Source organism: Saccharopolyspora sp. NPDC003752 (genome assembly GCF_053605825.1).
The window spans coordinates 14,198-26,195 of sequence record NZ_JBSGJZ010000007.1 but is presented as its reverse complement, the minus strand read 5'-3'; the positions used below and the strand labels follow the sequence as shown (position 1 = coordinate 26,195).

The following is an 11,998-nucleotide window of genomic DNA, read 5'->3' as shown; positions in this document are numbered from 1 at the left end:
CCCGGTGGTCGTGAGCGTTCGTGCCGGAACGAGCACTCACGACTGGTAGGTTCGGTCGCCGGAACGATCGGGGGCCGGTGGACAGCGGGGCACGTGGCGAACAACAAGCGGAAGAAGCAGAAGCGCGGCCCTGCCGGCCGGACGACCACAGCTCCGGCCCGGTCGATTCCGGAGCCTGACGAGGTTTCCGAAGAGCGTTCGTCCAACCCGAAGCCGCCATGGCTCGTTCTCGTCCTGGCGCTGGGTTGTTTCGCCGTCATCAAGCCGGATATCTGGCTGACGTGGTCGCGGGACCAGGCGCCGGAGTGGGCCCAGAACGGCGCGCTCGCGGTCGGTCTCGTCGCGATCTGGCTGATCCTGCGCGGCCTGTGCGCCACGCAGTGGCTCGGCGCGTCCCGCGTCCGGCCGGCCCCGGAGCTTCGCTCCACCCGCCAGCTGGTCGAACTGGTGCTGTCGCGAACCGCGATCTGCACCCTCGCCGGAACCTTCCTGGCCCTGATGGTCGCCGGCCGAGCGGAAGCGGCGGGAGTCAAGGTGACGAGCCTGATCAGCGACCTGGCCACGGTCGGAGCACTGGTCGGTCTCGCATCCTGCGCGCCGCGCAGCGTGATCCAGAGCATCCGGACCTTCAAGCTCCTCAAGGAGAACGACCGCCGCAACTGGGTCCGAGCCCACCTGACGCTGGCGATCGTCGACCTGATGGTCCTCTTCGAACTCTGGAACCTGATTCGCTCGGTGCTGTTCAACAGGTGAGGGGCACCCTGCCGTGGCCGGCGGCGCGGGGGGCCGCCGCCAGCCACGGCTGTCTTCTCACTGCGCGGTGAAGCCGCCGTCGATCGACAGGTTGGCACCCGTGATGAAGCTGGCTTCGTCGCTGAGCAGGAACGCCGCGAACGCGGCGATCTCCTCGGGCTTGGAGATCCGGCCCATCGGGTGGAGACCGGCGATCTGCGCCTCGCCTTCCGGAGTCGCGCCCATCGTGCTGCGGAACGCCGGGGTGTCGACCGCGCCGCTGGCGATCGAGTTGACGCGGACGCCCTGCTGCGCGTTCTCCAGCGCCGCCGACTTGGTCAGGCCCACGACGGCGTGCTTCGCGGCCACGTAAGGCGAAATGCTGCCCATGCCGACCACGCCGACGTTGGAGGCGTTGTTGAGGATCGCGCCGCCTCCGGAGGAGAGGATGGCCGGGATCTCGTACTTCAGGCCGTAGAACACGCCGTCCAGGTTCAGACCCAGGTCTGCCCGCCAGCCTTCCGAGGGGATGTCCTGCACGGGGCCGAACGCGCTGATCGCGCCCGCGTTGTTGAACGCGCCGTCCAGCCGGCCGAACTCGTCCATCGCCGCGCGCACCAGCGCCGCGACCTCGCTCTCCACCGTCACGTCGGTAGGCACGAACAGCGCCCGGCCTCCGGTGCCGCGGATGTCGGCCGCCAGCTGCTCGCCGACGTCCTTGCCCCGCGCACCCAGGACCACCGCCGCGCCCTCGGCGGCCAGCCGCCGGCTCGTGGCCTCGCCGATGCCTGAGGTCGCCCCGGTCACCACGACCACTTTGGACTCGAAACGTGCCGTGTTCATCTCTTCCTCGATCGCTTCGCCGTTTTCTCGGACGAGCCCAATACTTCCGGCGAAGGCAGATCAAGTCTGGCGGTAATCGGCCGTCGCGTCCGGACGCTCCAGAGTGGTCGCGAGCCAGAGCTCCAGGCGGTCCTGGGGGTGGTCGAGGGAGCGGTTGGTGACGCGCTCGGCGGTGCGCAGGCGGGAGCGCAGCGTGTTTCGGTGGATGTCGAGCTTTCGCGCCGCCGCCTCCAGGTTCTGGCCTTCGTCCAGGAAAGTCCGCACGCAGTCCACGAGGCTCGGGGTGCCCGCGCGGCGGCGTTCGTCCTGACGGCGCAACGGTTCCAACGCGGAGTCGACGAAGCGGTCGACCGCCGGGCCGTCGAAGACGCCTTGGAACAGGGTGCTCGCGGCGAGCTCGTCGGCGTGCCGGTAGACGTCTTCGGAGCGGGAGATCGCACTCGTGGCGCGGTAGATCGTCGCGGGCAGCTCGGTCCGGTCCCGGGCGGTCGCCGCTCCCGCGCGAACCTGCCCGGCCCGCGCGTTCAGCCGCTCGGTCAGCGCGCGGCCGGTCCTGGGGTTCGCGTCGGGGAGGACGACGACCAGAGCCTCCGGTAGCGGGCAGACCACCAGCCGTTCCTCCAGCGCCGTGTCATCGATGACCTCGGCGAGGGTGTCCAGCACGATCCGCGCCAGCTTCGGCGGCTCGGCGCCGCCGGCGCGCAGCGCCACCACCTCGTAAGGCGGGGGAGGCAGCGGGCACGCGTCCTCCAGCCGGTCCCACAGCGTCGCCGAGTTCTCCTCCAGCGCGGCGGCGAAGAACGCTGCGCGCTGCTGGTGGGTCTTCGCGTGCGCCGAGCGCACGCCTTCGACGCCGACGCCGACGAGGTTGGCCGCGTGGTTGGCGAGGATCCGCACGTGCGCGGCGACCGGCGGCGCGGACGCCACCGCGAGCCAGCCGCTCGGGCTGCCCGAGATGCCGGTGCTCGCCACGTGGATCTCCCAGTCGCCGAAGGTCGTTCCGAGCGCTCCGCGCGTGCCGCGCCGCACGGCCGCGCGCACCGCCTCGTGCCAGTCGCGGCGCTCCGGCGGCTCCGTCGCGCGCACGTGACCGGCGGAGTCGAGCAGCAGCACCTCGCCACCGGTGCCGGCGGCGAGCTCGCGCACGATCCCGGCGGGCCCGGAGCGCAGTGCCGCCCGAGCCATCGCGTCCTGCGCCTTGAGCGCCTGCCGCTCCTGGCGGGAGCGGTGGTCGGCGTACCACTGGGCGACGGCTTCGGTGATCGCGATGAACGGCGTGCTCTCGATGGCCGCGACCACCGGGAAGTCGCATTCGTCGGCGGCCTCCAGAACTGCGGGTGGGAGCTCTGTGCGGATCTCGCCGGGCGGGAAGCCGAGGCCCGCGCACCCCGCGTCGGCCAGCCGCCGCACGTAGTCGCGCTGGCCCCGCGGGTCGTCCGGCAGGCCGAGCCCGACCGTCAGCACGAGCTCGCCGCCGCGCAGCCACGGCACCGGGTCGGTCAGCTCGATGACGTGCGCCCAGCGCACCTCCCGGTGCAGCCCGCCCGCCCCGGCCAGCAGGCGCAGGTCCAGTCCCGGCAGGCCCAGGACATCCGCCATCCGCAGCGCCATAGATCAACCCTTGTGCGAATCGCCCAACTCAGACTGCGAAAGTGTACGGTTCGCCCAGGGTGTTTTTCCGCCTGCGGTCCTACAGTCGCTGCACTCGCTCCCAGCGCCGACGGAGGACTTCATGAGCGATTCGACCGCGTCACCGCGAATGGCCGTCAGGGCCGCGTTCGCATCGTTCGTGGGCACGACCATCGAGTGGTACGACTTCTACGTCTACGCCACCGCCGCCTCGCTGGTGCTCGGCAAGCTGTTCTTCCCGACCACCGCCGACCCGTTCGTGGGCATGATGGCCTCGTTCGCGGTGCTGGCCGTCGGGTTCTTCGCCCGGCCGCTCGGCGGCATCGTGTTCGGGCACTTCGGCGACCGGGTCGGCCGCAAGTCCGCGCTGGTCACGACCCTGTTGATCATGGGTGCGGTGACGTTCCTGGTGGGCCTGATGCCGACCTACGACACCATCGGGCCGTTCGCGCCGATCGCGCTCGTGGTGCTGCGGTTCATCCAGGGCCTCGCGGTCGGCGGCGAGTGGGGCGGCGCGGCGCTGATCGCCGTCGAGCACGCGCCGGAGCACCGCAAGACCTTCTTCGGATCCTTCCCGCAGATCGGCAACTCCGCCGGGGCGCTGCTGGCCACCGGCGCGTTCAGCATCGTGTCGGCCTTCGGCGAGGAGGCGCTCCTGAGCTGGGCGTGGCGGATCCCGTTCCTGGCGTCGGCGGTGCTGGTGCTGGTGGGGCTGGTGATCCGGCTGCGGGTGGAGGAGTCCCCGGTGTTCGCCGAGGCCCTGCGGGAGCAGGACACCTCGAACGAGGCCCCGGTCAAGGAGGTGCTGCGGACCTCGTGGCGGTCGGTGCTGATGGGCATCGGCGCGCTGCCGGTCGCAGTCGGCGGCTACTACATCGTCACGACGTTCCTGCTCGCCTACGCCACCACGCCGGAGATCGGCGTGTCCGAGACGGTGATGCTCAACGCGCTGAGCGCGGCCGCGTTCCTGGAGATCGTCGCGACGCTGATCACCTCCTGGTTCGGCGACCGCGTCGGCGCCCGGCGGATCGTGATCGGCGGGCTGATCGCGGTGGCCGTGCTGGCCGCGCCGCAGTTCCTGGTGGTGCCCAGCGGGAACGTCGCGCTGATCGTCGCGCTGCTGCTGGTGATGCGCGTCGGCATGTCCGGCACCTACGGCCCGCTGCCGAAGATCATGGCGGAGATGTTCGAACCGCGCGTCCGCTACACCGGCATCTCGCTGTCCTACCAGATCGCCGGGGCGGTCTTCGGCGGCTTGGCGCCGATCGCCTGCACCGCGCTGCTGGCGGCGTTCGGCACCCCGATGCCGGTGGTGGTGCTGCTGGTGGTGATGTGCCTGGTCGCGATCGCCTGCACGGCCAAGGCCCGGCAGGTCGACGACGAACCAGCCGCCATCACCCAGCGCGCCTGAAGTTCCCGAACGATTCGAAAGGTCAACCGTGTCCACTTTGGTCATCACGCACGCCGACGTCCGCACCGTGGACGAGCGTCGGCCGCGCGCGGAGGCCGTTGCCATCCGCGACGGCAAGATCCTGCTCTGCGGCGCGGAATCCGAGGTCCGCGCCGCGGCGGGCCCCGGCGCGGTGGAGCTCGACGCCGGCGGCCGGACCGTGGTGCCCGGGTTCATCGACCCGCACAACCACCTGCTGTCCACCGCGGAGTCGCTGGCGGCGGTGAACGTGCGCAGTCCCGGGGTGTCCAGCGCGGCCGACCTGGTGGCGGCGATCGCGAAGGCGGCCGCGAGCGCCCCGGCGGGCCAGTGGATCCGGGCGTTCGGCATGGACGACGCGAAGTACCCGGAGGGCCGGGTCACCCGGACCCAGCTGGACGAGGCGACCACCGAGCACCCGGTGATCATCTACCACGTCTCCGGCCACCAGGCGGTCGTCAACAGCGCCGCGCTGAAGTGGCGCGGCATCGTCACCGACGTGGCCGACCCGGCGGGCGGCGCGTTCGTCCGCGACGAGGGCGGCCGGCTGACCGGCATGGTGCTGGACAGCGCGATGGAGCTGCTGCTGCCGCTGGCCGCCGACATCGGCTGCCACGGTCCCAACTTCCACACCGACCTGCCGCACGAGCAGCTGCTCGGCTGGCTCGCCGATGCCCGCGACAACTACCTGTCCGCCGGCGTCACCACGGTGTGCGACCCGCAGGTGTCCCGGCGCGAGATGCTGGTCTACCGGGCGGCGAAGGCCGTGGGCGCGCTGCCGCTGCGCACCGTCTGCATGCCGCTGTCGCACCAGCTCGACGGCCTCACCGCGCTCGGCCTCGCGGGCCCGTTCGGCGACGACTGGCTGCGGCTCGGGGCGATGAAGTTCTACTCCGACGGCAGCCTGCTCGGCGGCACCGCGCTGTTCCGCGAGCCGTACGGGGAGCGCGGCGAGTTCACCGGCAGCTCGTACTGGCAGCCCGAGCAGCTCACCGACCTGCTGCGCCGGGCGTCGGAGGCGGGCTGGCAGGTCGCGGTGCACACGCAGGGCGACCTCGCGATGCAGAACACCATCGACGGGCTCGTGGAGGCCGTGCGGGTGGCCGGCGACGACCCGCGGCCGCGCATCGAGCACTGCGGCTACCCGACCCGGGAGCAGGTGCGGATGCTCGCCGATCTCGGCGCGGTGGCGGTGAACCAGCCGAACTTCCTCTACGACAGCGGCACCGACTTCGTGCGCCGCCTCGGCCCCGAGCGCGCGCACCGGCTGCAGCCGATCCGGGAGGAGCTGGACGCCGGCGTGGTGCCGGTGCTCTCCAGCGATTCGTTCGTCTCCAGCCTGCGCCCGATGGAGACCATCGCCAACGCGGTCTGCCGGCGCACCCGGGAGGGCGGTGAGATCGGTGCCGCGCAGGCGATGAGCCTGGACGAGGCGCTGCGCGCGCACACCCTGGACGCCGCCTACGCCCTGCGGCTGGAAGACCGCCTCGGTTCGCTCGCGCCGGGCAAGCTCGCCGACCTCGTCGTGCTCGACCACGACCTGCGCACCACGGCGGACGAGGACCTGCGGAAGGTCGACGCGCACTGCACGATCCTCGACGGAGAGGTGGCGTACCGGGCATGAGCGACACCGCGAAATCCGCCGCGTGGGATTGGGTGGACCGCAACCGGTCCCGGCTCTCCGAGTGGCACGGCCGGATCTGGGAGCTGGCCGAGCCCGCGTGGCGGGAGTACCGCTCGGCGGCCTGGTACGTGGACCTGCTGCGGAGCGAGGGCTTCGAGGTCGAGGAAGGCAGCGGCGGAATGCCCACGGCGTTCTCCGCGACCTGGCGCAACGGCCCGGGCCCGACGCTGCTGACCTACGCCGAGTACGACGCGGTGCCGGGCAACTGCCAGGCAGGCACGCCGCGCCCCGAACCGCGCTCCGGCGTCAGCCCGCACGCGCCCGGGCACACCGACCCGCACTCGGCGTTGGGCATCAGCACCCTGGGAGCCGTCCTGGCGGCGAAGGAAGCGATGCAGCGCAACGGGATCGGCGGCACGATCCGCTACACCGGGGAACCGGCCGAGAAGGTGCAGGGCTCCAAGGTCGTGCACGGGCTGCGCGGCTACTACGACGACGTGGACGCGATCATCAGCTTCCACCCGTTCTACATGCTGCCGCTGTGCAACACGGTCCGGTGGGACACGCACTGCGGCGCGTACTACAGCCGAATCTACAGCTTCCGCTGCGACGAACCGGAAACCTGGGGCGTCGCGGACCCGGGCAGCCCGATCCCGGCGTCCCACTCGGCGGCCCGCGCGCCCGGCGCGAACGCCGCGCTGATGACGATGTACTCGCTGACGAAGTCCACACAGGACTCGATGGCCCCGGCGTTCGGTGGCTGGTCGCTGTCCGAGGCGATCCTGAGCGCGGGCAACGCCACCGCGGACAACCTCCCGGCGGGGATCGCCCAGATCCAGTACTCCTGGCGCTGCCCGGACATCGCCACGGCCGAGCAGGTGCTGCGGGTGCTCGACGCGAACGCGGAGGCGGCAGCCCGCACGGCGCACTGCCGCCTCGAAACCCGCTGGGTGTCGCGGAACCGGCCGGGCCTGGCCAACCACGCGATGGCGGAGGTGGCCTACCGGAACCTGGCGCAGGTCGGGCCGCCGGAGTACGGCCCGGAGGCGGTCGAGGTGGCGCGGGAGGTGCAGCGCTCGCTCGGCGTCGAGCCGACCGAGAACCCGCTGCTCGCCGAGTGCTCCCGGCTGGTCGAACCGGTCGAGGCGGAACGCCTGCTGCGCGAGAACATCCCGCCGGCACAACGGAACTGGACGTCCGACGACTACGTCGAGATGACCCACTACGCCCCGACGGCCCGCCTCTACATCGCCCGCCCGGCGCTGGCCCCGATCGACGGCCGCCCCACGCCGAGTTGGGCGATGAACGCCCTCGGCGGCATCCCGGCGACGATCGACCCGACGATCATCTGCGCGGCCAAGACGATCGCCGGAACCCTCCTGGACCTGGCCCGCAGCCCGGAGACACTGGCGGCGGCCAGGGCGGAGTTCGAGGAGCGCCGCGCGGAGGCGCCGGATCCGTTGCTGCCCAAGGACTTCGAGGCCCCGCACGACTACCCGTGGCCGGAGTACGTGACCACCGCCCGAGGTTCGGGCTGGCAAGGAGCCTGAAGGCGTCAGCGGATGCCTTCGCGGCGGAGGCGTTGGGCGAGCTGTGCGGTGACCTTCACCAGGAGCTCGCCCACCTTCCGCGCCTTCGCGTCCGTCGTCTGCTCGATCGGCATCGAGCAGCTGATCGCGTCCGTGCCCGGGATCCGGTAGGGCACCACCGCCGCCACGCAGCGGATGCCGGGCGTGCCCTCCTCGACTTCCGCCGCGTAGCCGCGTTCCTGCGCCGTCGCGCATGCCTCCAGGACGCCGTCCAGCGACACCAGGGTGTTCGGCGTGAGCGCGGGAAGCGGGTCGGGGAGCAGCTCGGCCACCTCTTCGCCTGTCAGCTCCGCCAGCAGTGCCTTGCCCAGGGCGGTGGCGTGCGCGGGCAGCGTGCGGCCGATCTTGGACGTCAGGTACGTCGAGTTCGCCGACTCGCGGGTTTCCAGGTAGATCACCTGGTTTCCGATCAGGCGGGCGTAATGCGTGGTGAAGCCCGTCCGCTCGCGCAGCTCTTCAAGCGCTTCGGTGGCGTAGCGGATCGCCGGGTCGCGGTCGAGGTAGGCCGTGCCGCAGATCAGCGCGCGGACGCCGAGCCGGTACCGGGTGTTGCTGGAATCCGCCTCCAGCCAGCCCGCGTCGAGCAGCGTGCGCAGCAGCCCGTGCAGGCTGGAGCGCGGGAATCCGGTCTGGACGTGCAGATCGGACAGCGACAGCCAGGACGGTTGCGCGGCGAAGGTCTCGACCAGGTCGATCGCGCGGCGGGCGGACTTCACGCCGGCGGCGTCGGTACCGCCCGCCGCGCTGGAAACATCGGCAGGCTGAGGCATCCCCGCATCCTCCTTCGCTCCACGGCAGTGCCACGATCCTAGCCAGCCGAACGATCCGTTCGCATACATGAATACTGTTCAGGCAGTCGGCCGGTCCCGGTGCACGGAGGATGGCAGTTTCAATTGAAACTGCGGTCAGTTCGGCTCGCCGAGGGCGGCGGTGGTGAACGGGCCGCCCAGGTAGCGGGCCGAGGCGTCGGACGGGGCGGCCTCCGCGGCGAACCGCTCCGAGTCGTCCTGCGGGCGGTAGCCCAGTTCCGCCGCCTCGGCCAGGGAGCAGACCCCGCGGGTGTTGGCCGAGACGCCCCAGATCACGCGGTAGCCCGGCGACGGATGGCCCAGGCACGCCTCGAAGAGGCGGCCCGCGTCGTCGGGGGAGAGCCACAGCGACAGGGCGCGCACGTCCGCCGGGCGCTCGAAGCAGGCGCCGATGCGGATGCAGATCACGTCGATGCCGAACCGCGAGTGGTACAGGCTGCCCAGCGCCTCGATCGCGGCCTTGCTCACGCCGTAGTAGGTGTCCGGCCGCGCGGGCGAATCCGCGGGCAGGCCGTCCGGCCCCGCGTCGGCGACCAGGCGGAACCCGGCGGCGTGGTTGCTGGAGGCCAGGATCACCCGGCCGACACCGGCTTTCCGGGCCGCTTCCAGCACGGTGCGCGTGCCGTCGATGTTCACCGCGAGGGTCTCCGCCCACGAGTTCTCCCGGCTGTGGCCGCCGAGGTGCACGATCGCGTCGACGCCCTCGCAGGCGGCGGCCATCACATCCGGGTCGGTCAGCGTTCCGGTGACCGCCTCGACGGCTTCGCCGGGCTCTGCGGGCGGCAGCGGCGCGCGGTCGAGCAGCCGCAGGACGCGGCCCTCGCGGCGCAGCCGGGACCGCATCATGGTGCCGACGACCCCGGCCGCGCCGGTGATCAGAATGCGTTGCTGCAACGTGGCTTTCCCTTCTGCGTTCAGCGGATTCCGGCCCGGCGCAGGCGCTGGCCGAGTTCGGCGGTGGTGCGCGCCAGCAGCTCGGCGACGTGCCGGGCGTCGGCGTCGGTGGCCTGGTCGGTGGGCATCGAGCAGCTCATCGCGTCGGTGCCGGGGATGCGGTAGGGCACCACGGCGGCCACGCAGCGGATCCCAGTGGTGCCCTCCTCCAGTTCCGCGGCGAAACCGCGGTCGCGGATCAGCGCGCATTCCGCGTGCAGGGCGGGGAGTTCGACGATGGTGTTCGCGGTGAGCGCGGGCAGCGGGCCGGCGCAGAGCGCGGCGACCTCGTCGCGGGTCAGCTCGGCCAGCAGCGCCTTGCCCAGGGCGGTGGCGTGCGCGGGCAGCGTGCGGCCGACGCGGGAGATCAGGTGCACCGAGCGCCGGGACTCGCGGCTTTCCAGGTAGACGACCTCGTTGCCGTTGCGGCGCGCGTAGTGCGTGGTGAACCCGGTTTGCTCGCGGACCTGCTCCATCGCCTCGGTCGCGTAGGGCACCACCGGGTCGCGGTCGAGGTAGGCGGTGCCGCAGATCAGCGTGCGGATGCCGAGCCGGTAGCGGGTTTCCGTGCGGTCGGCCTGCAGCCAGCCGGTTTCCAGCAGGGTGCGCAGCAGGCCGTGGAGGCTGGAGCGCGGGATGCCGGTGCGGGCGTGCAGTTCGGCCAGCGACAGCCAGGATTCGTGCCCGGCGAAGGTTTCCAGCAGCTCGATGGTGCGTCGCGCCGACTTCACCCCGGCCGAATCCGTCGTGGTGGCGATGCGGGCCGGCATGCCGACCTCCTCCCCGGGCAGCGCCCAGACGCCGGTTGACATGTGATCGCGGTCATACTAGCGTCCTCCGGCATGTTTCCGATAGTCGAATTAATTCACAAACCTATTATCCATTCAAGTATGTGAACGCCGAAGGGATCGGCCAGGTGCATGCTCTCGACTGGACAACGGTGTGCGGCTACTTCGGCCTGATGCTGGTCATCGGCTGGTGGTCGCACCGCAGGGTCAAGACCGACAAGGACTTCTTCATCGCCGGCGGCCGGATGCCCTGGTGGCTGGCCGGGATCTCGCACCACATGTCCGGTTACAGCGCCGTGCTGTTCGTCGCCTACGCGGGCGTGGCCTACACCGACGGCATCACGGTCTACTTCTGGGGATTCGCCAGCATCGGCATCGGCGTGGCCATCGGATCGTGGCTGTTCGCGGCCCGCTGGAACCGCCTGCGCGCCCGCTTCGGCGTGGCGTCGCCGCTGGAATTCCTGGCCCGCCGCTACAACATCCCCACCCAGCAGGTGCTGGCCTGGAGCGGCTCGTCGCTGAAGGTCTTCGACGTCGCGGCCAAGTGGTTCGCGGTGGCGGTGCTGCTGCACTCCTTCGCCGGGCTGCCGCTGATCTGGGGCATCGTCATCACCGGCACCGTCACCCTGCTGTACTGCACGGCCGGCGGCCTGTGGGCCGACGCGCTGACCGACTTCGGCCAGTTCGTCATCCAGGCGGCGGCCGGGATCGTGATGATCTGGGCGGTGCTGGCCGAACTCGGCGGCGTCTCTGGGTTGTGGACGCTCTGGGACCGGCTGCCCGCGGGGCACACCTCGCCGGTCACCGGGCAGTACACCACGGTGTTCCTGCTGGTGTACGTGCTGGTGAAGACGCTGGAGTACAACGGCGGCATGTGGAACCTGGCGCAGCGCTACATGGCCGCGCCCGACTCCCGCGCGGCCCGGCGCGGCGCGGTGCTCTCCGCCGCCCTGTACCTGGTCTGGCCGCTGGTGCTGATGTTCCCGATGTTCGCCGCGCCGCTGTTCGTGCCGGACCTCGCCGACCCGACCACCTCGTACGCGGCGATGACGCAGGCGCTGCTGCCGCCGGGCATGATCGGGCTGGTGCTGGCCGGGATGTTCTCGCACACCATGGCCATGGTCGCCTCGGACGCCAACGCGATCTCCTCGGTGATCACCCGCGACATGCTGCCGGTGCTGTGGCGGAAGGCGCGCGGGTTCGACGAGTTCCAGCGGTTGCGCACCGGCCGCATCGCCACCTTCGGCTTCATCGCGCTGAGCATGGTCGTGGCCACCCAGGCGGAGCACCTCGGCGGCGTGCTGTCCATCGTGGTCTCCTGGGTCGCGGCGCTGATGGGCCCGATCTCGGTGCCGCTGCTGCTGGGCATGCTGCCGTGGTTCCGGCGGTGCGGCTCGCGGGCGGCCATCGTGTCCTGGGCCGGCGGGCTGCTCACCTACGGCGTCCTCTACTACGGCCTCGACGCCGGTCCCACCGCCACCGTCGCCACCCCGATCCTGGTGTCGCTGGCGCTGTACGTCGGCCTGGGCCTGATCGCCTCGGAGCGCACCGAGCGGGTCGACGAGATGCTCGAAGCCCTGGACCAGGAGTCGGCCGCGGCCGCACCGGCGGAGGTGGGCTGA

10 protein-coding genes are annotated in these 11,998 nt (G+C 71.5%); 5 read left to right on the top strand and 5 right to left on the bottom strand.

What is annotated here, in order from left to right; translation table 11 throughout:
• The first annotated feature begins 93 nt into the window (after positions 1–93).
• Positions 94–753 carry a hypothetical protein gene (locus ACWEV3_RS11295; RefSeq protein ID WP_452613733.1) on the top strand — a complete coding sequence of 220 codons (660 nt, stop codon included), beginning with the start codon at positions 94–96 and terminating at the stop codon, positions 751–753.
• Between the two features lie 57 nt (positions 754–810).
• Here the strand turns inward: ACWEV3_RS11295 and ACWEV3_RS11290 are convergent, their stop codons facing one another.
• On the bottom strand, positions 811–1,575 hold the full coding sequence (locus tag ACWEV3_RS11290) for an SDR family NAD(P)-dependent oxidoreductase (protein WP_452613732.1): 765 nt from the start codon (positions 1,573–1,575) through the stop codon (positions 811–813).
• Between the two features lie 60 nt (positions 1,576–1,635).
• Entirely contained in the window at positions 1,636–3,174 is a 1,539-nt protein-coding gene (locus tag ACWEV3_RS11285; RefSeq protein ID WP_452613731.1) for a PucR family transcriptional regulator, read from the bottom strand.
• 133 nt (positions 3,175–3,307) lie between these two features.
• Here ACWEV3_RS11285 and ACWEV3_RS11280 point away from each other — a divergent pair, with 133 nt between their 5' ends.
• From ACWEV3_RS11280 to ACWEV3_RS11270, 3 genes are read left to right on the top strand one after another with little or no spacing between them, the layout of a single operon-like run.
• Positions 3,308–4,615, top strand: coding sequence for an MFS transporter (locus ACWEV3_RS11280; RefSeq protein WP_452613730.1), 1,308 nt, complete (start codon positions 3,308–3,310; stop codon positions 4,613–4,615).
• Positions 4,616–4,643: 28 nt separating this feature from the next.
• Positions 4,644–6,257: an amidohydrolase gene (locus tag ACWEV3_RS11275; protein WP_452613729.1), complete on the top strand. Its 1,614-nt coding sequence runs from the start codon at positions 4,644–4,646 to the stop codon at positions 6,255–6,257.
• Positions 6,254–7,807, top strand: a complete 1,554-nt coding sequence (locus ACWEV3_RS11270; protein WP_452613728.1) for a hypothetical protein — start codon at positions 6,254–6,256, stop codon at positions 7,805–7,807. The genes ACWEV3_RS11275 and ACWEV3_RS11270 overlap by 4 nt, the downstream gene beginning before the upstream one ends.
• 5 nt (positions 7,808–7,812) lie before the next feature.
• On the opposite strand, the gene ACWEV3_RS11265 is transcribed toward ACWEV3_RS11270, so the two are convergent.
• The 3 genes from ACWEV3_RS11265 to ACWEV3_RS11255 all read right to left on the bottom strand — a co-directional run bounded on the left by ACWEV3_RS11265 (position 7,813) and on the right by ACWEV3_RS11255 (position 10,358).
• Complete coding sequence (locus tag ACWEV3_RS11265; RefSeq protein WP_452613727.1) at positions 7,813–8,616, bottom strand: IclR family transcriptional regulator; 804 nt, start codon at positions 8,614–8,616, stop codon at positions 7,813–7,815.
• Between the two features lie 135 nt (positions 8,617–8,751).
• A complete protein-coding gene (locus ACWEV3_RS11260; protein ID WP_452613940.1) occupies positions 8,752–9,501 on the bottom strand; it encodes an NAD-dependent epimerase/dehydratase family protein in 750 nt (249 codons plus the stop codon).
• Positions 9,502–9,569: 68 nt separating this feature from the next.
• A complete protein-coding gene (locus tag ACWEV3_RS11255; RefSeq protein WP_452613939.1) occupies positions 9,570–10,358 on the bottom strand; it encodes an IclR family transcriptional regulator in 789 nt (262 codons plus the stop codon).
• Positions 10,359–10,504: 146 nt separating this feature from the next.
• On the opposite strand from ACWEV3_RS11255, the gene ACWEV3_RS11250 reads away from it, so the two are divergent.
• Positions 10,505–11,998, top strand: a complete 1,494-nt coding sequence (locus ACWEV3_RS11250) for a sodium:solute symporter family protein (protein WP_452613938.1) — start codon at positions 10,505–10,507, stop codon at positions 11,996–11,998.